This is a genomic window from Gammaproteobacteria bacterium (assembly GCA_034522055.1).
In the GTDB taxonomy this organism is placed as follows: Bacteria; Pseudomonadota; Gammaproteobacteria; order JAABTG01; family JAABTG01; genus JAABTG01.
The window spans coordinates 150,119-173,871 of sequence record JAXHLS010000002.1 but is presented as its reverse complement, the minus strand read 5'-3'; the positions used below and the strand labels follow the sequence as shown (position 1 = coordinate 173,871).

Here is a 23,753-nt window from a genome sequence, read left to right as displayed (position 1 = left end):
GGTACACCCGGGGGGATTAGGGATGATCGCAGGGACCATGGCCTTCGTTGCGGGGATCCTCAGCTGTCTGTTTGGCCCGCCGGCTGGTGGCCCGTGGCCGCCGCTGGTGGCCGTCATCATCCTGCTCGCTGTTCTCGCCCTGCCGCCGCCGCGCCGGTGGCTGCCCCTTTTCTTCGTGGCCGGCCTGCTGTGGTGCTGGCTGCGGCTGGATGCCCAGCTCGGCAACGCGTTGCCTGGCGACCTGGATGGCCGGGACTTGCCGGCCCGAGTGACGGTGACGGGGTTGCCCGAGGCGCGGGGGCGTCTGGTGCGGTTCGTGGCGCGGGTGGAGTCGGAGGACCCCGCACGACCGTGGCGGGGCCGCGTGCGCCTGTCCTGGTATGCCGGTGCCCGGGAGGTGAAGACCGGCGATCGCTGGCGCTTGGTGGTGCGTCTCAAACGGCCGCGGGGCTTCGCCAACCCCGGCATCTTTGACTACGAGCGCTGGCTGTTCACCCGCGGCATCCTCGCCACCGGCTATGTGCGCTCCCGGGAAAGGCCGCTGCTCCTGCTGGAGCGCGGCAGCGGCGGCCTGCACAACCTGCGGGCCGGTCTCGCGGCCCGTATGGGGGCGGTGCTGGCCGAGGGTGAGCGGGGTGGCATGGTGGTGGCCCTGGGGGTGGGCCTGCGGGAGGGCATCGACGGCGACGAATGGGCGGTCCTGCGACGCAGCGGCACGGCCCACCTGATGGCCATCTCGGGGCTCCACGTGGGGCTGGTGGCGGTGCTGGCCTACGGCCTGGGCGGTTTCCTGTGGCGGCGCTCGGCCGGCCTGTGCCGGCGCCAGCCCGCGCCGCGGGCGGCGGCCCTGGCCGCAGTGGCCGCCGCCTTGGCCTATGCCCTGTTGGCAGGCTTCGCCCTGCCTACCCAGCGGGCCTTCATCATGGTGCTGGCCCTGGCCGGTGGTGCCCTGCTGGGGCGGCGCTGGCCGGCGTCCTCGCGGCTGGCGGTGGCCGCCCTGGCGGTCCTGTTGCTGGACCCCTTCGCGGTCCTGGGGCCGGGTTTCTGGCTGTCCTTCGGTGCCGTGGCCCTGATCCTCCTGGGCATGGGCGCCCGCGTGGGGGTGGCGCGGCGGCCGTGGTGGCGTTGGGGCCGGGTCCACCTGCTGGTGGGCCTCGGCCTCGCGCCCATCACCGCCGGGGCCTTTGGATTGGCGCCCCTGGTGTCGCCCCTGGCCAACCTGGTGGCGGTGCCCTGGGTCAGCGTGCTGGTGGTCCCCCTGACCCTGCTGGGGGTAGCGTGCCTGGGATTGTGGCCCGCCCTCGGCGGGCTGTTGCTGGAGGGCGCGCGTCTCATGCTCGTGGTGTTGTGGCCGCTGCTGGATGGCCTCGCCGGCCTGGGCTGGGAACTGCCCGGAACCCTGCCGCCGCTGGCCATCACCGCGGCGGTGGCGGGTGTGGTGCTGCTGTTCGCGCCCCGGGGCCTGGCCGGGCGCTGGCTCGGCCTGGTGTGGTTGCTGCCCCTGCTGCTGGCACCGCACTCGGTGCCGCGGGAGGGCGAGGTTCAGGTCACGGTGCTGGATGTGGGCCAGGGCCTCGCCGCGGTGGTGCGCACCGCCTCTCATGTGCTGGTCTTCGATACCGGCCCGCGTTTCGGCTCCGGCAGCGATACCGGGGACATGGTGGTGGCGCCCTATCTGCAAGCCCTGGGGCTCGGCTGGCTCGATGTCCTGATGGTGAGTCACGGTGACGGCGACCATGCCGGCGGCGTCGCCTCGGTGCGCCGTGCCCTCACCGTGGAGCGGGTGATGTATGGTGGCGGCGCACCCGTGGCGGGGGGGATCCCCTGCGAGGCGGGCCAGGGCTGGCGCTGGGACGGTGTGGACTTCGCGGTGCTCCATCCGCCGCCGGGGGGTGGATTGCGGGGCAACGACGGCTCCTGCGTGCTGGCGGTGGGCGGCGGGGACGGCCGCCTGTTGTTGACGGGCGACGTGGAACAGGCCGGTGAGGCGGCACTGGTGGCGGAACGCGCCGCGGACCTCGAGGCCACGGTGTTGCAAGTCCCCCATCACGGCAGCCGGACCTCCACCACCGCCCCCTTCCTGGCTGCCGTGTCTCCTAGTATGGGAATCATACCCGTGGGTTTCGGCAACCGCTTCGGGTTTCCCCATCCGGATGTGGTCAGGCGCCTCGAGGCGGCAGGCGTGCGTTTGCTGGATACCGCGACCTGCGGGGCCATCACGCTGACACTGACGCCGGCGGGGCCGGATGAGCCGGAGTGTTACCGCCGCGCCCATCCCCGGCCGTGGCGGGCGGGGGGGAAGGAAAGCAGTGAATAGTGAATAGTGAATAGTGAATGGTTAAAAGCAAAAACAAAAGCAGATGCCAGTATGATGGGCTTGAAGGGTTGTAGGTCGGACTTCAGTCCGACAGCCCACCTTGTAGGTCGGGCTTTAGCCCGACAGCCCGCCTTGTAGGTCGGACTTCAGTCCGACAGCCTGCGGGTGGTACCGGCCCGGCGTCGGTGCCTGCGCCGGGGTGTGGATGTCGGGATGAATCCCGACCTACATCCGTGCCCCAGGAGCGGGCGGTGGTGGTGTGTCTGGCCGCAATGTCGGGATGAATCCCGACCTACATCCGTGCCCCGGGAAGGGGCAATTGTCTCGTCTTCGGGTCCGGATGTCGGGATGAATCCCGACCTACACATCCCCCAATCGGACTACACTTCTGCATTTCCCATTTCCCATTTCCCATTTCCCATTTCCCCTACTTACTCATCATCGTCCACACCCCGCCCCAGTCCGCGGGCGGCGGTTGGGCCATGTAGGTGGTGCAGCGCTCCATGTACATGCGGGAGGGACCGTCCCACGGGCATCGCTCGAGGACATCGGTGAAGGCGGCCATGGCCCGCTGCCAGGCTCCCTGGCGGTAGAGCGCGACGCCGCGCTCGAAAGCGGCCAGGGCTTTATCCAGTGGGTCCGCCCGTTCCGGCGGCAGGTAGTCCAGGGATTCGAACACCGCCACCGGGCGGCTCTGGCCCTTGACGCGGATGAGGTCCAGCTCGCGGTAGCGGGACCCACCATCCAGGGCGCGGGCGGTGAACTCGCACATCAGCAGGTCGACACCGTAGACCTTGGTGGCGCTTTCCAGCCGCGCCGCCAGGTTCACGGTATCGCCGATCACCGTGTAGTCCATGCGTTTGGCGGAGCCGATGTTGCCGGCCACCAGCTCGCCGCTGCTGACGCCGATGCCGATGTTGATGGCCATCTTGCCCTGGGCCACCTGCCCGGCGTTGAAGCGCGCCAGGGTGCGCATCATCTCGTTGGCCACCCGCATGGCGTTGGCGGCGTCGTCGGGGGCGGGGAAGGGGGTGCCGAACACCGCCATGATGGCGTCGCCGATGTACTTGTCCAGGATGCCGCCGTGGCTGAAGATGATGTCCACCATGTGGGTGAAGTACTCGTTCAGCAGGGTCACCGTCGCCCGGGCGCCGAGTTCCTCGGACAGGGTGGTGAAGCGGCGGATGTCCGAGAACAGTACCGTGGCCTCGCGGGTGATGCCCCCCAGCTGTTCCTCGCCGGACTCCAGCAACTGGTCCGCTACTTCCTTGGTGAGGTAGCGGGCCATGGTGCTCCTGACCCGCTTCTCCCGGGTGATGTCCTCCATCACCAGCATGTAGCCCAGCGGCGTGCGTTTGATGTCCACCAGGGGCACCACGTTCAGGTTCACCGAGGTGCTGCAATCGTCCGCCAGCCGCAGTTCGGCGTCGACCGCCATATCCACCTGGCCATCCTTGCGTACCCGGGTGATGCTCTCGTAGAGCCATTCATTGAGAGGGACCGGGATGACGGCGTCCAGGGAGCGGCCGCCGGGATCGTCGTCCTGTCGGTGGAGAATGCCGAGGGCGGCTCCGTTGGCCTTGATGATACGCAGCTCGGTGTCCAGGGTGACCACGCCGTTGGAGAGCGAGATCAGAATACTCTCGTTGTAGTTGCGCTCGTTGAGCACGTCGTCGAACAACTGGGCGTTCTCCAGGGCGATGGCCACTTGGGCGCAGAAGGCCCGCAGGCGCCGTTCGTCGGTGGCGCCGAAGGGGCCGGTCTTCTTGTTCAACACCTGGATCACCGCCAGCTTCCTGCCGTCCTTGCTGATCACCGGCAGGCACAGGATGCTGCGGGTCTTATAGCCGGTCTTGCGGTCCACCGCCGGGTTGAAACGGGGATCGGCGTAGGCATCGGGGATGTTGATGGTCTCGCCGCCGGTGAAGCAGGCCCCGGCGATGCCAGCCGCGGCGGGGAAGCGGATCTCCCGGGTGTCCATGCCCTCGGCGACCCGGGACCATAGCTCGTGGCTGCGGGGGTCGTACATGAACAGGGTGCTGCGGTCCGCCCCCAGCATGTGGGTGGTGGCCTGGATGATCTTGGCCAGCAGGGTATCGAGCTGCAGTTCCGAGGCGATGGCATTGGTCACCTCCAGCAGCTGGGCCTCCTCCTGGCGGGCCCGCTCCACCTTCTCGTAGAGGCGGGCGTTCTCCAGGGCCGAGGCGGCCTGGGAGGTGAGGGCCTCCAGCAGGCGCAGGTCCTCGCCGTCGAAGTCGCCGGCGTCCTTGTTGAGGACCTGGGTGACGCCGATGGCCTTGCCCTTGTTGTGGATGGGATTGCACAGGATGTTGCGGGTGCGGTAGCCCGTCTTGCGGTCCACCTCGGGATTGAAACGGTCGTCCTCGTAGGCGTCGTGGATGATCACCGCCTTGCCGCTCCTGAACACCGAGCCGGCGATACCGGCCCCGGCGGGGATGCGGATCTCGCCCACGGCATCGCCCTGAGCCACATGGGAGAACAGCTCGTCGCTGTCAGGATCATGGAGGAACAGGGTGCTGCGGTCGGCCCCCAGGGACTCGGTGATGATCTCCATCAGGCGCGGCAGCAGCACATCCAGGGCGAGGGTGTCCGATATCTTGTTGGACACGTCCACGAGGGCGGAGATGTGGCGCAGGAGGTCCCCGATCTTGCTCACCAGCTCGTCCCGCTCGGTGGCGGACAGGGCCGTGAGGATGCGGTCCAGATCCGTCTGGCGCAGCCGGTGCTGGAAGACAGACTGGATGAGGTCGATATCCTGTTCCACCGCGTCTCCTGGGGTTGGGGTACAGGGCGCGCCGCGTGAAACGCGCGGGCGCTGCCGGGATCAATCTAGCACTTTATCTCCAACATGAGATCCAGCTTTGCCGCGGCGTCGACGGCGCCCGTAAAGGGATGGGCGGGACATCGTCCCGCCGCCAGAAGGTCATGGACGCGGGGGATCAGGGTGCCGTCGACAACGGCATTCCCATCCACCGCCGCGCAGGCTACGTGGGATGCCAGCCAGGGGGCCAGGTAAGGGGTCTCCGGCCAGTCGGGCCGGTCGATGTACAGCACCGGCGTCCCGGCACACGCGGCCTCCACGAAGGTGCCGTAGCCCGGCTTGGTCAGCACCATGTCCGCCGCCGCCAACAGCTCCGGGAAGGTGGCGACGCCGGACGGTAGTGGCCGGATGTGGGGAGCCGCCATGGCCCAAGCCTCCGGCACCATCCACAGCCCGTGGCTCACCGCGGGCCAGCGGTCCACCTCGAGCCGGGTGTCGATGCCACCGAGGGCCACCAGCAGCAGCCGGGTGCCGGCATCCACCCCGAGGCGTTCGCGCACCTCCCGGCGGTCGCCGGCGGGGGGCGGGGCGATGGGGGCCACGGCGAGGTGGCGCGGGATCCAGGCCATGGGCATGTGGGGTGTGGCCTGGATGAACAGGGACACGGCGCCGTAGGCCGTGGTCATTTCCTCGAGGACCCGTTCCGCTCCCGGCAGGTGGCCACAATAGGCGCGGTAGACGTCTGCCCAGTTGAGGGAGCACAGGGCCACCGTCGGGACCCCGGCGGCTTCTGCGGCGGCCAGGGACAGGTAGGGGACGTCGGCCAGCAGCAGGTCGGGGGCGAGGGCGGCGAGATCCTCCGCCGCATCATCGACCCGGCGGGGCCAGTGGCGGTGAAAGGCCAGGTGGGCGCTATGGCTGTCGTCCACCCGGACGGTCATGGCCGACGCCATGACCATGCCCACGTCCGCCTGCAGGGGGATGAGGCGTTCCAGGTGGGGGATACGGGTGCGCACCACGGCCTCGGGCAGGGCACAGCGCACCGTGAGCTGGAGGTCCGGACGCCGGGCCCGCAGGGCCTCCACCGCGGGCGCCACCTGGGCCAGATGGCCGAAACCATGGCTCGAGATATCCACCACCAGATGGGGCATTGCGGGTCGCCTGATCCGTGTGTCCGGCACCACATTCGCATAAGCGGGGGTTTTACAAAAGCCCGGGTCGGACGCGCACGATCTCTGCCGCAACGGTATCCATCGGCCTCGTTCCCGGGGTTCGTGGCACGCAAAGCCCCAGGCCGCACCAGGCTTTGCCGCCCCGGGGCCCTCTGCTACAGTAGCCGCCGTCCCGAGACGTCAAGGAATCTCACGCGTGCTAGAACTCATCAAGGCAGGCGGATGGCTGATGTTGCCCATCCTACTGTGCTCCATCATCGCCCTCGCCATCATCGTCGAGCGCTTCTGGACCCTCCAGAGCAGACGCGTTACGCCCCAGGGCCTGGTGCTGCGGGCGTGGAAGATGGCGCGGGAGCAACGGTTGAACGACAAGGCCCTGGAGACCCTGCGGGACGGTTCGCCCCTGGGACGGATCCTGGCGGCCGGTCTGGTGAATATGCAGCACGAGCGCGAGATCATGAAGGAGGCCATCGAGGATACCGGCCGTCACGTGGTCCACGAACTCCAGAAGTATCTCAACACCCTCGGCACTATCGCCTCCATCACCCCCCTGCTGGGGCTGCTGGGCACCGTCATCGGCATGATCAAGGTGTTCACCGTCATCACCACTCAGGGGGTGGGGGATGCTGGCGTGCTGGCGGGGGGGATCTCAGAGGCCCTCATCACCACCGCGGCGGGCCTGTCCGTGGCCATTCCCTCCCTGATGTTCTACCGTTATTTCATCGGCCGGGTGGATGAACTGGTGGTGACTATGGAGCAGGAGGCCCTGAAGATGGTGGAGGTGTTCAAGGGCCAGCGGGAGCAGGAGCGGAGGCCGTCCTCGTGAAGCTGGGGGAGCGGCGCGACCGCGCCCCGGACATCAACATCACGCCCCTCATCGACGTGGTGTTCCTGCTGCTGATCTTCTTCATGGTGTCCACCACCTTCTCCCGTCTGACTGAACTCGAGATCCAACTGCCCGAGGCCTCCAGGACCGAGCAGGAGGAGAAGGAGCCGCGCACCCTGCAGATCGTCATCGACGCCCGTGGTCGTTACTTCATCAACGACAATCGCCTGGTGAACGATCGTCCGGAGACCCTCAAGCGCGCCCTGGAGAATGAACTCGCGGCAGCGGGCGACGAGGCGCCGCCGGTAGTCATCAGCGCCGACGCCCAGACGCCCCATCAGGCGGTCATCACCGCCATGGACGTGGCCCAACAGGTGGGGCTGCGGAGGCTGAGCTTCGCCACCGAGAGCGCGGTGTCGGGGGAGGCGGATTCCCCCTGACCATGGCCGGGTCCGCCCCGCCTGCCCGGGTGGTCTCCCGTGCGTGACCTGCTGCAGCGGGCCTGGTACCGCAGGGCTCATCCCCTGGCCCTGATGCTGGCTCCCCTGGGCTGGTTGTTCTGCGCCCTGGTGTGGCTGCGCCGCCGTGCCTACGACCACGGGCTCCTGCAGGGGGAGCGGGCACCGGTACCGGTGCTGGTGGTGGGCAACATCAGTGTCGGGGGTACCGGCAAGACTCCCCTCGTGATATGGCTGGTGGACCATCTGCGGCGCCAGGGCTGGCAGCCCGGCATTATCACCCGCGGCTACGGTGGCACGGCCCGCCACTGGCCCCAGCAGGTGCGCCACGATAGCGACCCGGCGACGGTGGGCGACGAGGCAGTGCTGCTGGCACGGCGTACCGGCCGCCCGGTGGCCGCGGGTCCGGACCGCCTGGCCGCCGCCCGTGCCCTGGTGTCCTATCGCCAGTGCGATATCGTGGTGTCCGACGACGGACTGCAACACTATCGGCTGGCCCGGGACCTGGAATTCGCCGTCATCGACGGCGGGCGCCGCTTCGGCAATGGCCGATGTCTGCCGGCGGGGCCGTTGCGGGAGCCCCCCGGGCGCCTCAACGACGTGGACATCGTGGTGGCCTATGGCCAGCCGGCACGGGGTGAGTTCACTATGACCTACCGCCCCGAGCCCATCCGGCGCATTATGGACGACAGCATCACCCGCGCGCCGCCGCCCCATAGGGGGGGGCGGGTCCACGGAGTGGCCGGCATCGGCGATCCCGAGCGTTTTTTCAGCATGCTGAGCCATCTGGGTTTCAAGGTTGTGCCCCATGCCTTTCCGGACCATCATCCCTTCGTTCCCGCGGACCTCCGCTTCGCGCCGGAGCTGCCGGTCATCATGACCGAGAAAGACGCGGTAAAATGCCGCCACTTCGCCGGCCACGACATGTGGTACCTGCCGGTTACGGCCGAGCCCTCGCCGTTGCTGGCCAAACGTTTGTCTCTGTTGATGGAGGATGTGCGTCGTGGATAAGAAACTGCTCGACATACTCGTGTGCCCGGTCACCAAGGCACCCCTGGTCTACAAGGAAAAGGAACAGGAGTTGGTGTGCTATGCCTCCCGTCTCGCCTATCCCATCCGTGATGGCATCCCCATCATGCTGGAGGACGAGGCGCGTCCCCTGGCACCGGAAGAAGTGAAGGATTGACCTTTCACGTCATCATCCCGGCCCGCTATGGGTCCACCCGCCTGCCGGGCAAGGTGTTGGCCGATATCCATGGCCGCCCCATGCTGCAGTATGTCTACGACAACGCCCGTGCCAGCGGCGCCACGCGGGTGGTGGTGGCCACCGACAGCGAGCGGGTGGCCGAGGCCTGCCGGGACTTCGGTGCCGAGGTGTGTATGACCTCGGCGGACCATCGCACCGGCACCGACCGGCTGGCCGAGGCGGCGGAAGTGCTCGGGCTGGCGGACGACGCCGTGGTGGTGAACGTGCAGGGCGACGAGCCGCTACTGCCCTGGCAGCTTATCCACCAGGTGGCCGACGACCTGGTGGCCCACGGGGATGCCCACGTCGCCACCCTGTGTGAGCCCGTGCGCAGCGCCGAGGAGTTGTTCGATGCCAATGCCGTCAAGGTCGTGATGGACGGCGCCGGCTATGCCCTCTATTTCAGCCGAGCCCCCATACCCTGGCACCGCGACGGCTTCTCCGCGGCCGAGCGCCGCCTGCCCCCGGGCGGCAGCCACTATCGCCACCTGGGCCTGTACGCCTATCGCGTCTCCTACCTGAAGTTCTTCGCCACCCATCCACCCTGCGAGCTGGAACGGCTGGAGAGCCTGGAGCAACTGCGGGCGCTCCATGGCGGGCATCGTATCCATGTGGCGGCGGCGCTGATGGCGCCGGGGATGGGGGTGGATACGCCGGGGGATCTGGCGCGGGTGAGGGGGATGGTTCGGGGAAGGGGGGAATGGGGAATAGTGAATAGTGAATAGGGAATGGTGAGCGGGACCGGAGGATGGAGGGGGTTAATCCTCCTCCTCCAGGTCGAGGGCGAGGAACTGGGGGTGGAGTTCCCTGCGGTCGGGGGTCAGTACCGGGACGGTGAGATATTCGGCGGTGCGGCGGTGTCCGTCGCCGAACTTGTCGGGCTGGATCACCCTGGGGTGCTGCTGGGATTCCAGCACCAGGGAAGGGCCGTCCTCCAGTACCTCGATGACCCGCCAGAACGATCCCTCATAACGCACCTTGACGCCGATCATGCGGCGCAATTGCTCCAGGGTGATGACGATTTCCGACATGGTGAGCAGCCGTGGAAGACTCGGAGCTTAGGGATTGAATAGATCAACCCGGAGGAAGGCAAGGATCCGTATGGCGTGGCGCCATGGGTTGGGGGCCCGGGTCAGCTGTCGTGGTCGGGATTAACGCTGCCGGTCGCCTTATCCGCGGCCGGGGGCGTCGCGTGGTCTGCTGCATCGCTTGCCCGTCGCTTTTCCTCAGCGAGCCGGTCCATGGGATGCCCGGTCACACTGTAGCTGTCCGGTGAAGTCGAGGAGAACAGGTGGGGAAAGATCTGCTGCATCATTATCACCAGGGCCACCGCGGCCACCAGCGACAGGCCGATGCGCAGGCCGAAGGCCTTGGAACACAGGAAAGACGTAATGCAGTTTTTGCGTTTGTTACAGAAGCAGCAGGGAAGGCTGAATTTTCTGTTCACGAACTATCCACGGATTGGATGAAAACCGCACCTATCCACGCACCATAATGCGGTTCTCCCGGAAGTACAACCCTTGCAGTTCCCCGCCTTCAGACCCTCGGTCCATCACTCCGGAAGCCGTTGTTGCTGTTGCTGTCCACTGGGTGGGTTGACGATGATGGTGCCGGGCCCGTAACCCGGGTAGCCGCCCCAACCGCCGTAGGGATTGCCATAGTGACCCGGATGACCACCCCAGCCGTAGCCGGGTCCGTAAGGTCCATAGCCATAGGGTCCACCACCATAAGGTCCACGATAGTAGTCGCGGTCGTTATCGAACCACCGCGAAGGGTTGATCATGTCGAACATGTCCGCCTGTGCCACGTTGAGGGCGGCACTCGAGCCCAGGATTGCGACGATGGCCAGTGAACGGTATGAATTCGGACGCACGTTTGCTCTCCTGTGCTGGATTGTGGATGGACCTTGCGTCGCGACTGCCAGTTGTCCCGGCGACGGGCGGGCCTTGGCCGGCTCGGCTCCATAGGGTGTCTCAGCCGTCTCCTTACGAAGTCAAGACTACCCACCAAGGCAGCGGGAATTCAACTGTGGCGTTGATCCGGCGAGGCCCGTGGCGTTCCAGCGCCACGGCGAGTGGCGGTAGGTTTGTGTCCTGGGGGATTTTGGCACAAACTTTCCCGGCTTTTGGAGGGCGGTGTGTGCGCCTTGGAAGAAGCTAGGACGTGTGGGTGTCTGCGGCAACGTGCCGTACTCGATTGGTCTCGCCTAGGCCCGGTACATGTGCGCGCCGGCCCGGCGCGCGGGCGGGGCCGCGGTAGCGCATCCCAGGGGCCACCGGGAAGACATTCGGGTTTGAGGAAGCCGAAGGCGGGGAGTGAATAATGAAAAGATCACTGCTGGTTGTTCTGTTCTGGTTGCCCCTGGCCGCGTGGTCGGGGGAGTTCGAATCCACCCTGCTGGTGCAGACAGGCAAGCTGCGGGAGAGCGATCTCATCGTACGAGCCATCGCCGATCTGGAAAGCAACAGGGTCTGTCTCGGCTTCTATATCCGTACCCCCGGCACGAGTTCCTCCATGGCCTGCTACGACACCGATTCCGGGTTTCGCTCCCGGGTGGACCACGTGGGCTATTTCCAGGAGGGCAAGCTGGTCATCCGCAAGGTGCGCGACCACGGCAACCAGATCACCTGCCTCGTGGCCTACGCCAGCACCCCCGGCACCTCACCCGCCATAGATTGCTATAAGAGCACCGCCAAGACCAACGAGCCCATACGGCGCGAGGACAGCCTGCGTGAAGGCGACCTCGAGATCATCCGGCTCGGGGATCCCGACAGCACCCGCACCTGTCTGGTGGCCTTCGTGAAGGTGGGGGGTGCGGGTCCCGCCATGGCCTGTTACGACAGCGTGCCCGACGGCCAGGGCGGCATCGTCCAGACCAGTGCCATGCGCGAGGGCGACCTGGTGGTGCGCAAGGTGGTGGACCAGACCAACTCCAAGGCCTGCCTGGCGTCCTATGTCAGCACCACCGGTACCACCCCCACCCTGCAGTGCAGCGAACAGGATGCCCCGGTCGTCATGCCGGTGGCGGCACCCCGCCCGCCGGCCATGAAAAGCGACTGGCCACCACCCCCGGAGCCGGAGCCCTGGCCACCCTTACCCCCTGCCATGGAGCCATGGCCCCCGGTGGGGGAGCAGTAAGTCATATCTCGGGGAAAAGGAGGCCGCCGAGGCCCCCGACACCCTCCGGCCCGTAAAGATTCACCTCAGCCCGGGTGGCGAAATGGGTAGACGCAAGGGACTTAAAATCCCTCGGGGGCGACCCCGTGCCGGTTCGAGCCCGGCCCCGGGCACCATTTAAAAAACGAGAGCGGGTGAAAAAAGGCACTCGTGGGAAAAGACCATTTGCGGCTTTCAGCGGTGATACCATGGCGGCCGGGTGGCGGCGTACCATGCAGGATCCGATTCCGGGTGGCGAGCGGGGGAGTTCCATGGGCGAGACCGAGAACTGGCTGGTTCACGATCATCGCCGCTACGAGGCGGCGCTGGCCGATAGCGTGGTGGCGGCCGAGGCCGAACAGTGGAAGCTGGCGATGGAACGCTACGAGGAACTGGTGGATGAACTACGGCTTCACATGCGCATCGAGGACGATGTCATCTTCCCCCTCCTGGAGCAGGAGACGGGTGACCCGGATGGGGCCATTGCCGAGTTGCGGGAGGAGCATCAGGATCTGGTGCGCCTGCTGCGTGACCTGAACTTCATCGTCAAGACCCGCAATGTCGACCACCTACTGGAGTCGCTGGTACCCCTCAAGGCGGCCATGGACCACCACAACGACCATGAGGAGGCGGTCCTTCTCGTGCTGGCCGGTCCGTCGCTGCTGCGGCGTCGCGAGGATGTGGAAAAACGCCTGGCGGCCACGCGCCTGGGGCGCTGGGATTTCTGACCCCGGGGTCAGGCCATCGTGAGCCACAAGCAAGCCCGCATCATCGGCGAGATATTCAAGGAGCCGGTCACCGGCAACCTGCACTGGCGGGACGTGGAATCTCTGCTGCATCATCTCGGCGCGGACGTGGTGCAGCACGGCGCGCGACTTCATGTGACCCTCAACGGCCGCGAGGGGGTCCTACATCGTCCCCACAGGACAGGAGTCACCTCCAAGCAGGAGGTGCGTCATCTGCGGGAGGTGCTGGCCACCTTGGGAGTCACACCCTCCTCTTATGACGGCTGAGGCAGCGCTGCGTGGCTCGCGTGTTGTGGAGCCAGACAGCGAAAAGCGTAACCGCGAAAGGCGTGAAATTACGCAAAAAGGGAGAGGGGTAGAGCGGCGTGTAGGCCAGAGCGGCGTGTAGGATTGAACCGCCGCGCTCGTCCCCCCATACCATGCTTCGGCGTCATTGGGAGCGCGTAGCGCGTAGGTTGGGGTGAGGAACGAACCCCAACATGACCATGAATTCGACCAACAATCGTTGAACTAAACCGCTCCGCGGTAGCTCCCCTTCGATAGACGCCGGCGGTTCTTCCGTCGTCAACACTCTCAGTTGACCCGATGTGGGTCTGACGGAGAGGAGAGACGACGATGACACCCTTGCGGCAGCAGATGATTGATGCCATGCGTCAGCGTGGCTTTTCAGTGCGTACCCATCAGAGTTACCTGGCAGCGGTTACCGCCCTGGCGCGGTACTACGGGCGTTCGCCGAGTCAGTTGAGCGTCGAAGAGCTGGAGGCCTGGTTCAGGTATCTGGCCGTCGAGCGTTCGCTATCCGGTTCGACCTGCCGGGTTCACCACGGTGCGGTGCGCTTCCTCTATGTGCAGGTGCTGAAGTGGCCGTCGTTCGATGTGTCCTTCGTGGTGCCGAAGCGGGCCCAACGGATCCCCGAGTTGCTGAACCGCGATGAGGTAGGGCGGATCCTGAACGCCTGTACCAACCCCAAGCACCGCATGCTGCTTCAGACCTGCTACGGCTGCGGCCTGCGGGTGAGCGAGGTGGTGCGAGTGCGGGTGCGTGATATCGATGGCGAACGCGGGCTGCTGCGCATCGAGCAGGGCAAAGGGGCGAAGGACCGGCTGGTCACTCTTTCGCCCGGCCTGCTTCACGCGCTGCGCCGTTACTGGGCGGTTTACCGCCCCCCCACGTGGCTCTTTCCCAGCGGAAGCGATACGACGACCCCTCTCTGTTAGCGATGAGATGGTCTCCTCCCTCTATAATCTGTTCGGCATCTGATGTGCCACGATGGAAACGTTAACAACCATCGAGATGAAGAAGGAGAAGACCATGTCTGAGATTACTACTGTGGGTCTGGATCTGGCAAAGAACGTGTTTCATGTCGTGTACCTGGATCGCCATGGGCGGGAGGTAAGCAAGAAAATGCTCCGCCGCAACCAAGTGCTTGGATGGTTTGCTAATCTGCCCCCCTGCCTGGTGGGTATGGAGGCTTGTGCCGGGTCCCACTACTGGGCCCGTGAGCTGCAGGCACTGGGGCACGAGGTGCGGCTGATCCCGGCCCAGCACGTCAAGGCCTATGTGCGGGGTCAGAAGAACGACTACAACGATGCCCGAGCGATTGCCGAAGCGCTCGGGCGCCCGGGGATGCGTTTTGTGCCGCCCAAGAGCCAGGCTCAGCAGGATATCCAGGCCCTGCACCGGCTGCGTTCAGGGGTGGTGGACGACCGTACGGCGTTGTGCAACCAGTTACGCGGGCTGCTGGCCGAGTACGGGATTGTGGTGCCCCAAGGCGTGGGGCGCCTGCGCCGTCGCATCCCGGAGTTGCTCGAGGATGGCGAGAATGGGCTCAACGCCCTGTTCCGGCAGCTGCTGGAGCGTGGCTATCAGCAGTTGTGTGAACTCGATGGGCATATCAAGTACTACAGTGGACTGATCAAGCAGGGTGCGCGCGAGCGTGAGGCCGAGCGGCGTCTGTGCACGATCCCGGGGTTTGGGCCGGTGGTGGCCGGTGCGTTTTATGCCACCGTGGGTGATGGTCGAGGCTATCGCCGGGGGCGCGATGTCTCGGCCGCGTTGGGGATGGTGCCACGCCAGCACTCCAGCGGTGGCAAGGCGGTGCTGCTGGGGATCACCAAGCGCGGCGACAGGTATCTGCGCAGCCTGCTGGTGCATGGGGCCCGCTCGGTGGTGCGCCGGGCCCCCGGCAAAGAGGACCGCCTGAGCCGCTGGGTGCAGCGCCTGGTGGCCGAGCGGGGCGTGAACAAAGCCACGGTGGCGCTGGCCAACAAGCTGGCGCGCATTGGTTGGGCGGTGTTGCGCCACAACACGGTCTATCAGCCCGCCTGAGGCTAGGGCAAGCGTAGAGCACATCGAAGATGATTTTTGGAGGTTAATCCTGCCGACGATTGCGACGGCTATGTGAGCGAAGATGACAAACAGGTCAGACCGGCGTATCGAAAACCTGACCAAGCCGCGGGCCCTCTTCAGAGGCCGCCTTAGCGATAAGGACGATACGCGCGAACTTCATCGAGGCCAGAAGGCAGCCATGCCTTCATCAACAGGCCGGATATACGACCGCAATCCTGTCCCTGTCAGAACCGACCACAGAGCCTTGCAAAACGGGAGGAGACCATATACGGCTGAGCAAACCCGCGCATAAATGGCGAAGGTCGCAGTCGCGGGTTGGGGCGGCGTGACTCGGCCTCAGCGCGGATAGGTCGCCTCGACTCAAGCCAGGTCACGCCGCCGGGGTGGGCTTAAGAGTCGGCTCAGAAGATCAAGTCATCGTCGTCGACTTCAAAGGTCGTTATGCGGTCTTGTTGCATGAGTTCGACCAGCTGCCGATCGTATCGGCTCCAGATGGCATCGCGGAGTTCGTCGATAAAGTCATCGATCGCCAATGCCTGCTCTGGCGTCCAGTCGTCCGGTATCGCGGGATGGGTCATGGTTAGGCTCCTTTGTTGGATTTGGCTGCGGATTGGCGCCGCTGCGCCTGTTGCTGCTGTCGCTCCTTGGCCTCCTTGAGCCGGTAGGATTCACCTTCGATGGTGAGGATCTCCGAGCGGTGTACCAGCCGATCCACGAGGGAGACCACGCAGGAGGCGTTGGGAAAGACTTCACCCCATTCGGCGAAGGGTCGGTTGGTGGTGACCAGGGTGGATTTCTCCTCGTAGCGGCGGGAGACGATTCTCGAACAGCAGATCGGCATGGCGATTGGAGTAGGCGAGATACCCCACCTCGTCGACCGCTAGCAGTTGAGGGCGGGCGTAGCGGGCGAGGCGCCGCTTGAGGGCGCTGTCGCCATCCTGGGCGGCCAAGTCATTGAGCATCTGGCCGGCGCTGGTAAAGAGGACGCTGTGGCCGGCCAGCACCGCTTGATGGGCGATGTTGCGGGCCAGGGTGGATTTGCCGACCCCGTTGGGTCCCACCAGGATGATATTGACCGCCTCGGTAAGGAAGTCGAGGCGCATCAGCTCACTGACCAGTTCCCGGTCGCAACGGCTGGGCCAGCCCCAGTCGAAGTCGGCCAGGGGTTTGAAGCGGCCCAGCCGCGCCCCTTTCATGCGCCGCTCGAGGCTGCGGTCGGCACGTTCTTCCTCTTCCCACTGGATCAGGGACTCGACCCAGCCAGCGTCGGCGTGCTCCTCCCAATGGCTCAGCAGGCCATGGAGCTTGAGGGCCGTGGCCCGTTCTTTCAGGGATGGGTTAGGGATCATTGGGGCTCCTCCTGGGCGTCGTCTTCGGTTTCGGGCGGGGTGGACTGCAAGGCGTCGTAGCCGCCCAGATCATGGGTGCGTACCACCAGCCCGCTGGCGCGCGCGTGGTCGATGCGCACTCCCACCCGGGGCGGCTGGTTTCTCGCCTCGCGCCTACGCTGCAGGGCGATTCGCACGCCGTTGGGGTGAGCCACCCCCTGGGCCAGGCTCTCCTGGATGGCCGCTTCCAGCTCGGGGGCGCCGTAGGCATCGAGGAGGCGCAGCAGGGCGGCGGTGATGGCGCCGAGGTTGTCGCCGCGCTCGGCGGCCTGGACCAGTAAATGCCGGCTGGCCGGTGCGGCCTGGGCCAGGTGGTCCTGGCCGCGATGATGTCGGGCCTGGCGTTTGATCTGGACCAGCGCCTCGATGTGTTCCGGCTGTTCGATCTGCCGACCCTTGTCGTAGCTGCGCGGGTGGTGGGCGATGACGTCCCCGCCGTCGAGGATCCGCACCTCGGTGGGTGAGGCCGAGACGGTGAGGGTGCGGCGCACATGGGTGTGGGGCACGCTGTAGTCGTTGCCCTCGAAGCGCGCGTAAGGGGTCTTGCCGATGTGGACCTCGACCCGCTCGTCGGTGGGATAGGGGTTATCGGGCAGCGCCAGCAGGGGCTCCTGCTCGAAGGCCTGGCGCACCGAGAGGGCACGGTCTTCCGGGCAGGGCCTGTCCATGGCCCAGCCGTTGCACCAGGCCTCGGCCTGGGCGTTGAGATCATCGATGTCGGTCCATTGGCGGGCCGGCCAGAAGTTATCGCGTACCGTACGGATGGCGCGCTCCACCCGCCCCTTCTCGTTGCCCCGGGCCACCGCCACCGGACGGGGCTCAAAGCGGTAATGGGCGGCGAACTCGAGCAAGGTGGGATGGAAGCGGATGGCCTCACCCTGGCGCTCCAGCACGGCGCTTTTGAGGTTGTCGTAGAGCAGGACCTTGGGCAGGCCGTTCCAGGCGGTGAAGGCCGCCTCGTGGCCGCGCAGGAAGTTGGCCATCTTGGCCCCGAGGAAGAAGCGTACAAAGATCCGCCGGGAGTAGCTGAGCACCATGACAAAGGCCATCAGGGCATGGGTTGCGCGGCCGATGGTGAGCTTGCCGAAATGGCCCCAGTCGATCTGTCCCTGGTCGCCGGGCAGGGTCTTCAGGCGCAGAAAGGCCTCGGGCTGGGGGCGTGGCCGGTAACAGGCGAGCTGGTGGCGGAAGTGGTCGGGGCCACCGGGGTAGCCCCGTTCACGCACCATGCCGTAGAGGCGGCTGGCGGTGAGCCTGGGGAACTGGGCCAGGGTGTCGGTGATGAACGGCAGATAAGGATCGATCATCGACGGCTGCGCAGCCCGCTCGACCTTCGGCATGCCGGCCTGGGAGAGCACCCGATTGACGACGTTGTGGTGCACGCCCAACTGACTGGCAATGGTGCCCACCCGCCACTTCTCGACGTAGTGATAGCGCAGGATCTGCGCCTCTTGTTCTTTGCTGATGGCCAATGTGTTTCTCCTCATCTCGTGGCCGGGCGGCTCAAGGGGGCTGAGCCCGGGCGCCTGGTGGCCCCTGTCGGGTGACTGTTCCAAGCGCCGCGGCGGCGGTGGCGCGATGAAGCGGGCCGGTACGCAGGAAAGGTCCGCACTCACGGCCGCAGAAGTGGCAGCGCATGGGCGCCCTCATCGGCGCGCCATCCGCACCGCGGCGGCCAGCCGGCCTCGCCGGAACGGGGGATAGTGGATCATGAGGGGACGGGGCCGGGGAACCCTGATGCGTCACTTTCTGCCTTCTCGCCCGGTAGCGGCGTTGCCGCTCGGCATGCTTGTGCCGGCCATTGCGGCTCTGCTGGTAGCGCCAGCCGGCGGCCCGCAGAGACGCGCTTCGTGCCACCTGCGCACACCCTTCAGGGCAATAGATGTTGCCGCGGTCACAGCCGCTGCAGATCATCACTTGACGGTGACAACGGGCGCAGTTGTACAGGCGTGCAGAGTTCTCCATCGGCGATCCAGGCCGATGAGGACTTGATTGTCAGGGGAAAACGAGAAATAGTGTGCGGGCTCGTGCTCTGCACGGCCCGGGGTGCGATACCGGGATCGACGGCCAAGTCAATTAGACCCGGTATCGCACCTGTCTCAACGGCCCCTCTTCATCTACCCGATTCCGGCACTCTTGTCACCGGTTGCTCGCGGCCGCCCGCCTGCCGGCTCAGCGACTGATTGGCCTACCAATCAATCCTTCGCCAGATATGCGCGGGTTTTTACAGCCATCTACACTCTCAGTATCGCCAGCGCCCAGCGGGTGTTCCGTCGCGCCAAGAACCGGGCCAGAGTGGAGAAGATCGGCGGCATCCACAGCCTGCGTCACGCCTATGCGACCCATCAACTGGAGAGCGGCCTGCCGGTCCACCGGCTGCAACGCCTGCTCGGCCACGGCAACCTGCAATCGACGATGCGCTACGTGCATTGGGTACCCGAGCAGCGCGGCGCTGCGCAGGGGGTGTCCGATCTGATCGCGGGACTGGGGGTGGGTCATGACTGAGGCGGCCACTGTGCAAGGGATTCTGAACCGCTTCCTGCGCGCTGACACGCTGGATTACCAGCGGCGCAAGGTCTGTGGCCATCTGCAGGCCTGCCGAACCGAGGCGATGGGCGGGGTGCGGCTGCGCTGCGGCGCGTGCGGTGACGAAGAGGTTTGGTATCACGGTTGCCGCGACCGGCACTGCCCGCAGTGCCAGGGACGGGCGACCCGCCAATGGGCCGCGCGTCAGCAGGGGCACATCCTGCCGGTGACCTATTACCATCTGGTCTTCACCCTGCCACATATCCTCAACGGCTGGGTGGCACTGCACCCGGAGGTGATCTACCGCCTGCTCTTTCAGGCGGCCTGGTCCACCCTCAAGGCGTTCGGCCAGGATCCCAAGCGTCTGGGCGGTGAGATGGGCATGAGCGCGGTGCTGCACACCTGGGGCCAGAACCTGAGCCGCCATGTGCACCTGCACTGCCTGGTACCGGGCGGGGCGCTGGGCGGTGACGGCCAGTGGCGGGCGGCGAAGAGCACCTACCTGTTTCCGGTCAAGGCGCTCTCGCGGCACTTCCGGGGGCGGATGGTGACCCGGCTGCGCCAGGCCGCGACCCAGGGCGACCTGCACCGTGTCACGCGCGACGGCGAGGTCGATGCCGTACTCGACGCCTTGATGGCCGTTGACTGGGTGGTCTACACCAAACACTGTCTCGACCATACCGCCACCGTCGTCGACTACCTGGCCCGTTACACCCACCGCATCGCGATCACCCCAGCGCGGATCCTCGCGGTCGACGACGAACGGGTGACCATCCGGTACAAGGACTACCGCGACCGTGACCGACATAAGACATTGTCCCTGGAGGGCGAAGAGTTCGTGCGCCGCTTCCTGATGCATGTCCTGCCGAAAGGGCTGATGCGCATTCGTCACTTCGGCTTCCTGGCCAACCGCGGCCGCCGGGAGAAGCTCGCCCGGATCCGTGAGGCCCTGGCCGCCCCCGTCCCGCCGGAGACCGACGACGGCACCGCACACCACGACGGTGTCGACTATGCCTGCCCGCAGTGCCGGACCGGGCGACTGCACGTGATCGCGCAGATTGCGCCCGGTCGGTCCCTCTGGAGACCGCCCGACACGCAACACTGAGGCCGTAGAACAGGATAAAGGCCCGCGGTCTTGACCAAGGTGGGACGGCCCCGCAGCCGGGCCGCGGTTGCGCTCGTCCGGACATTGGATTTTGCGCCGAAATGGCGAGAGAATAACCACCCATCGCACATCGCAGGGACCGAAGACATGGACGAAGACGCCTCACCGGCCACGACCACCGCCCCGATCTGCGCCACCGCCGGCGCATCGCACCCACCCCGCGTAATACATTTCCCTATAGATCAGTCCGTGCCGGTCTGATGGGCGGCTTAGTCCAACAGACATTTATCCGCCATGCTGCGCACGGCGGATAAATGCTTATTAGTTGGGGTTCGCAAGCTCACCCCAACCGACCATGCCAGATAGCTGCAACGTACAAGGTCGGGCTTCAGCCCGACAGCCCGCCGATGGGGATTCCAACCCGGCATGAGGGCATGGGGCGCGGCCGGATGTCGGGATGAATCCCGACCTACATTTGTGCCGCTGGAACGGGCGGAGGGCGTATCTACGGGCCGGGATGTCGGGATGAATCCCGACCTACATGCGTGCTGCGGGAGCGTGGCGCTTGACACGATGCTCTCAACCCTATACTTTGCCGCGTCTCAAATCGGGGCCATAGCTCAGCTGGGAGAGCGCAACACTGGCAGTGTTGAGGTCGGCGGTTCGATCCCGCCTGGCTCCACCATGTTTCGAGGCTGGACTTGCTCCAGCCTTTGTTTTTGCAGGGCCCTCGTCCCCATCGTCTAGAGGCCCAGGACACCGCCCTTTCACGGCGGCGACGGGGGTTCGACTCCCCCTGGGGACGCCATTTTTCCCCGGCTATCCCGGGCAACGGCGAGCTGCCCGATGATCGGTTCTTCCGCGTCTACGCGCAATCTTCGTCTCTCCACCCTCTCGATTGTCGGTCGAAGTGCGCGTGCCGTCCTCTTACAAGCATTTCCGGTAGGTCCGCTGCGCTTGATCTACCCTACGGCGCCGGCCATGCTATGTCCGCGTTTTGGAACCCGGCCACATAAATGGTCCGGCGCGTGCCTCGCGCAATCCACCCCCCGCCCGTATAATCCCCGCGGTGACGTCCGCTGGCGCCGCGCCTGGCCCCACGCCGGGGCGGTTGGCATTAACGTGAAAGTCGCGAAGCTAGAACACCCCCTCTCCCTCTGGGACAAATCCGTCGGGAACGGATTTGAACGCGCCTTTGCGCGGCCCGCAGGGCGAAGGGCAGGATGCCCGGAGTACAGGGATGGGGTGAGGGAACGAGCATGGTGATACGCGCTCCTCTTTCATCATTTCGGGCGGCGCGTATCGCCATGAGAGTTAAGCGCACATTCGACGGGGAGAGGGCATGAAGGTTCTGGTAACCGGATCCGCAGGATTCATCGGGGCGGAGTTGAGCTTGCGCCTGCTGGAGCGGGGCGACGAGGTCATCGGGGTGGACAACCTCAACGACTATTACGACGTCAATCTCAAGAAGGCGCGCCTGGGGCGGCTCACGTCGAACAAGCGATTCACCGATGTGCGTCTCGACATCGCCGATCGCAAGGGTATCGAGATGCTGTTCGCCCAGGCCCGCCCCGACCGGGTGGTGAATCTGGCGGCCCAGGCCGGGGTGCGCTACTCCCTCATCAATCCCCATGCCTACGTGGACACCAACGTGGTGGGGTTCATGAACCTCCTGGAGGGGTGCCGCTACAACGACGTGGAGCACCTGGTCTACGCCTCATCCAGCTCCGTCTACGGTGCCAACACCAAGCTGCCCTTTTCGGTGCACGACAACGTGGACCATCCCGTGTCCATGTATGCGGCCACCAAGAAGGCCAACGAACTCATGGCCCACACCTATAGCCACCTCTACGGACTGCCCACCACGGGGCTGCGGTTTTTCACCGTTTACGGCCCCTGGGGCCGGCCCGACATGGCCTTGTTCCTGTTCACCCGCAAGATCCTGGCGGGTGAGCCCATCGACGTCTTCAATTACGGCAAGCACCGCCGGGACTTCACCTACATCGCCGACATCGTGGAGGGTGTCATCCGGGTGCTGGACCAGCCCGCCACCCCCAACCCCGAGTGGTCCGGCGACGCCCCGGATTCGGCCACCAGCAATGCTCCCTACCGTCTCTACAACATCGGCAACAACAACTGGGTGGACCTGTCCCACTACATCGAGGTGCTGGAGGACTGCCTGGGCCGCAAGGCCGAGCGCAACCTGCTGCCCCTGCAGCCCGGGGATGTCCCCGATACCTACGCCGATGTGGATGATCTGGTAAGGGATCTGGATTATCGGCCGAATACCAGCGTTGAGGATGGCATTCGCCGCTTCGTGGACTGGTACAAAGACTACTTCGGGGTATAAGGACGATGAGCCACGGCAGGAAGATTTCCGTCATTGGGCTGGGCTATGTGGGCTTGCCGGTGGCGGTGGCCTTCGGCAAGCAGGGCAGGGTCATCGGCTTCGACGTCAACGCCACCCGCATCGCGGAACTGAAGGCCGGCCATGACCGCACCCTGGAGGTGCGGGGCGGCGATCTCCAGCGTACCGATATCCTCTACACGGATAACAAGGATGACCTCCGCGCCGCGGATTTCCATATCGTCGCCGTGCCCACGCCGGTGGATGCCGCCAGCCAGCCGGATCTCACCCCCATGCTGCGGGCCTCCGAGACGGTGGGAGACATCGTCAAGAAGGGCGACATCGTGGTCTACGAGTCCACGGTCTATCCCGGCGCCACCGAGGAGGACTGTGTACCCATCCTGGAGGCCCGCTCCGGCCTCAAGGCGGGGGTGGCCTTCACCGTGGGATACTCCCCCGAGCGCATCAATCCCGGCGACCACGTGCATACCTTCACCAAGATCACCAAGGTGGTGTCGGGTCAGGACGCCGCGACCCTGGACATCGTGGCGCGGGTCTACGAGTCGGTGGTGGAGGCCGGCGTGCACCGCGCGCCCACCATCAAGGTGGCGGAGGCGGCCAAGGTCATCGAGAACACCCAGCGCGATCTCAACATCGCCCTCATGAACGAACTGGCCCTCATCTTCGACAAGATGGGCATCGACACCCTGGACGTGCTGGAGGCCGCGGGCACCAAGTGGAACTTCCTGCCCTTCCGCCCGGGCCTCGTGGGTGGACACTGCATCAGCGTCGATCCCTACTATCTCACCTACAAGGCCGCCATGCTGGGCTACTTTCCCCAGGTGATCCTCTCGGGGCGGCGTATCAACGACACCATGGGCGAGTTCATCGCCGGCCAGGCGGTCAAGCGCCTCATCCAGGGTGGCAGCGGCGTGCGCGGCAGCGTGGCCACGGTGCTCGGCCTCACATTCAAGGAGGACTGTCCCGATCTGCGCAACACCCGGGTCATCGACATCATCCGCGAACTCCAGGTCTACGGCATCGAGGTGCAGGTTCACGACCCCCTGGCCGACAGCCACGAGGCGGAAGAGGAGTACGGCATCCGCCTCACCGCCGAGGCGGACCTCAAGCCCGCGGAGGCGGTGTTGATGGCCGTGGCCCACAAGGACTACCTCGAGCGGGGCTGGGACCTCATCCAGGGCCTGCTGAAGGATGGCGAGGGCGTGGTGGTGGACGTCAAGGGCGCCCTCGACCGGACCCGCCAGCCGGCCGCCGTCAACCTCTGGCGCCTGTGAGCCGCGGATTCCGTAGACCCTTCTCAAACTCCAGCAGGA

At 65.9% G+C, this 23,753-nt stretch carries 21 protein-coding genes, 3 tRNA genes and 2 pseudogenes; 18 read left to right on the top strand and 8 right to left on the bottom strand.

The features are described 5' to 3' along the window. Positions 1–22: 22 nt before the first annotated feature. A complete protein-coding gene (locus U5S82_00990; GenBank protein MDZ7750242.1) occupies positions 23–2,317 on the top strand; it encodes a DNA internalization-related competence protein ComEC/Rec2 in 2,295 nt (764 codons plus the stop codon). Positions 2,318–2,744: 427 nt separating this feature from the next. Here U5S82_00990 and U5S82_00985 read toward each other — a convergent pair whose 3' ends face one another. Further along, complete coding sequence (locus tag U5S82_00985) at positions 2,745–5,102, bottom strand: GAF domain-containing protein (GenBank protein MDZ7750241.1); 2,358 nt, start codon at positions 5,100–5,102, stop codon at positions 2,745–2,747. 65 nt (positions 5,103–5,167) lie between these two features. Beyond that, entirely contained in the window at positions 5,168–6,250 is a 1,083-nt protein-coding gene (locus tag U5S82_00980) for a hypothetical protein (GenBank protein ID MDZ7750240.1), read from the bottom strand. A gap of 217 nt (positions 6,251–6,467) precedes the next feature. On the opposite strand from U5S82_00980, the gene U5S82_00975 reads away from it, so the two are divergent. The 5 genes from U5S82_00975 (at position 6,468) to kdsB (ending at position 9,526) form a co-directional block, all read left to right on the top strand. Continuing rightward, positions 6,468–7,097: a MotA/TolQ/ExbB proton channel family protein gene (locus tag U5S82_00975; protein ID MDZ7750239.1), complete on the top strand. Its 630-nt coding sequence runs from the start codon at positions 6,468–6,470 to the stop codon at positions 7,095–7,097. Continuing rightward, positions 7,094–7,537 (top strand): biopolymer transporter ExbD, encoded by a 444-nt coding sequence (locus tag U5S82_00970; GenBank protein ID MDZ7750238.1) that lies wholly within the window; start codon positions 7,094–7,096, stop codon positions 7,535–7,537. Before U5S82_00975 ends, U5S82_00970 begins: the two co-directional genes overlap by 4 nt. Before the next feature lie 93 nt (positions 7,538–7,630). Beyond that, positions 7,631–8,566 carry a tetraacyldisaccharide 4'-kinase gene (gene lpxK / locus U5S82_00965; protein ID MDZ7750237.1) on the top strand — a complete coding sequence of 312 codons (936 nt, stop codon included), beginning with the start codon at positions 7,631–7,633 and terminating at the stop codon, positions 8,564–8,566. Continuing rightward, positions 8,559–8,741 (top strand): Trm112 family protein, encoded by a 183-nt coding sequence (locus U5S82_00960; GenBank protein MDZ7750236.1) that lies wholly within the window; start codon positions 8,559–8,561, stop codon positions 8,739–8,741. Before lpxK ends, U5S82_00960 begins: the two co-directional genes overlap by 8 nt. Then, positions 8,738–9,526: a 3-deoxy-manno-octulosonate cytidylyltransferase gene (kdsB, locus tag U5S82_00955; GenBank protein ID MDZ7750235.1), complete on the top strand. Its 789-nt coding sequence runs from the start codon at positions 8,738–8,740 to the stop codon at positions 9,524–9,526. Before U5S82_00960 ends, kdsB begins: the two co-directional genes overlap by 4 nt. Before the next feature lie 33 nt (positions 9,527–9,559). Here kdsB and U5S82_00950 read toward each other — a convergent pair whose 3' ends face one another. The 3 genes from U5S82_00950 to U5S82_00940 form a co-directional block, all read right to left on the bottom strand. After that, positions 9,560–9,832, bottom strand: a complete 273-nt coding sequence (locus U5S82_00950) for a hypothetical protein (protein ID MDZ7750234.1) — start codon at positions 9,830–9,832, stop codon at positions 9,560–9,562. Between the two features lie 101 nt (positions 9,833–9,933). After that, positions 9,934–10,248: a hypothetical protein gene (locus U5S82_00945; GenBank protein MDZ7750233.1), complete on the bottom strand. Its 315-nt coding sequence runs from the start codon at positions 10,246–10,248 to the stop codon at positions 9,934–9,936. A gap of 105 nt (positions 10,249–10,353) precedes the next feature. Then, positions 10,354–10,674, bottom strand: coding sequence for a hypothetical protein (locus tag U5S82_00940; protein MDZ7750232.1), 321 nt, complete (start codon positions 10,672–10,674; stop codon positions 10,354–10,356). A gap of 449 nt (positions 10,675–11,123) precedes the next feature. On the opposite strand from U5S82_00940, the gene U5S82_00935 reads away from it, so the two are divergent. From U5S82_00935 to U5S82_00910, 6 genes are all read left to right on the top strand, one after another. Beyond that, positions 11,124–11,939, top strand: coding sequence for a hypothetical protein (locus U5S82_00935; protein ID MDZ7750231.1), 816 nt, complete (start codon positions 11,124–11,126; stop codon positions 11,937–11,939). A gap of 68 nt (positions 11,940–12,007) precedes the next feature. After that, positions 12,008–12,094, top strand: a tRNA-Leu gene (locus U5S82_00930). A 96-nt stretch (positions 12,095–12,190) separates the two neighbouring features. After that, on the top strand, positions 12,191–12,685 hold the full coding sequence (locus tag U5S82_00925; GenBank protein ID MDZ7750230.1) for a hemerythrin domain-containing protein: 495 nt from the start codon (positions 12,191–12,193) through the stop codon (positions 12,683–12,685). 18 nt (positions 12,686–12,703) lie between these two features. Next, the gene (locus U5S82_00920; GenBank protein MDZ7750229.1) at positions 12,704–12,970 is read left to right on the top strand and encodes a type II toxin-antitoxin system HicA family toxin; all 267 of its coding nucleotides are present in this window, start codon (positions 12,704–12,706) and stop codon (positions 12,968–12,970) included. Between the two features lie 348 nt (positions 12,971–13,318). Then, positions 13,319–13,921: a site-specific integrase gene (locus tag U5S82_00915; protein ID MDZ7750228.1), complete on the top strand. Its 603-nt coding sequence runs from the start codon at positions 13,319–13,321 to the stop codon at positions 13,919–13,921. 94 nt (positions 13,922–14,015) lie between these two features. Continuing rightward, positions 14,016–15,032: an IS110 family transposase gene (locus tag U5S82_00910; GenBank protein ID MDZ7750227.1), complete on the top strand. Its 1,017-nt coding sequence runs from the start codon at positions 14,016–14,018 to the stop codon at positions 15,030–15,032. A 422-nt stretch (positions 15,033–15,454) separates the two neighbouring features. Here U5S82_00910 and U5S82_00905 read toward each other — a convergent pair whose 3' ends face one another. From U5S82_00905 to istA, 3 genes and pseudogenes are all read right to left on the bottom strand, one after another. Then, the gene (locus tag U5S82_00905; protein MDZ7750226.1) at positions 15,455–15,631 is read right to left on the bottom strand and encodes a hypothetical protein; all 177 of its coding nucleotides are present in this window, start codon (positions 15,629–15,631) and stop codon (positions 15,455–15,457) included. 2 nt (positions 15,632–15,633) lie between these two features. After that, positions 15,634–16,402 (bottom strand): annotated as a pseudogene (gene istB, locus U5S82_00900) (IS21-like element helper ATPase IstB). Then, positions 16,399–17,913 (bottom strand): IS21 family transposase, encoded by a 1,515-nt coding sequence (gene istA / locus U5S82_00895; GenBank protein MDZ7750225.1) that lies wholly within the window; start codon positions 17,911–17,913, stop codon positions 16,399–16,401. Before istA ends, istB begins: the two are co-directional and overlap by 4 nt. A 769-nt stretch (positions 17,914–18,682) precedes the next feature. On the opposite strand from istA, the pseudogene U5S82_00890 reads away from it, so the two are divergent. The 6 genes and pseudogenes from U5S82_00890 (at position 18,683) to U5S82_00865 (ending at position 23,714) form a co-directional block, all read left to right on the top strand. Then, positions 18,683–18,946, top strand: a pseudogene (locus U5S82_00890) (tyrosine-type recombinase/integrase). Further along, a complete protein-coding gene (locus tag U5S82_00885; GenBank protein ID MDZ7750224.1) occupies positions 18,939–20,072 on the top strand; it encodes an IS91 family transposase in 1,134 nt (377 codons plus the stop codon). The pseudogene U5S82_00890 and the gene U5S82_00885 overlap by 8 nt, the downstream one beginning before the upstream one ends. Positions 20,073–20,681: 609 nt before the next feature. Further along, a tRNA-Ala gene (locus U5S82_00880) sits at positions 20,682–20,757 on the top strand. 47 nt (positions 20,758–20,804) lie between these two features. Beyond that, a tRNA-Glu gene (locus U5S82_00875) sits at positions 20,805–20,880 on the top strand. 534 nt (positions 20,881–21,414) lie between these two features. Further along, a complete protein-coding gene (locus U5S82_00870) occupies positions 21,415–22,422 on the top strand; it encodes an NAD-dependent epimerase (GenBank protein ID MDZ7750223.1) in 1,008 nt (335 codons plus the stop codon). A gap of 5 nt (positions 22,423–22,427) precedes the next feature. Beyond that, positions 22,428–23,714, top strand: coding sequence for a nucleotide sugar dehydrogenase (locus U5S82_00865; GenBank protein MDZ7750222.1), 1,287 nt, complete (start codon positions 22,428–22,430; stop codon positions 23,712–23,714). The last annotated feature ends 39 nt before the right edge of the window (positions 23,715–23,753 follow it).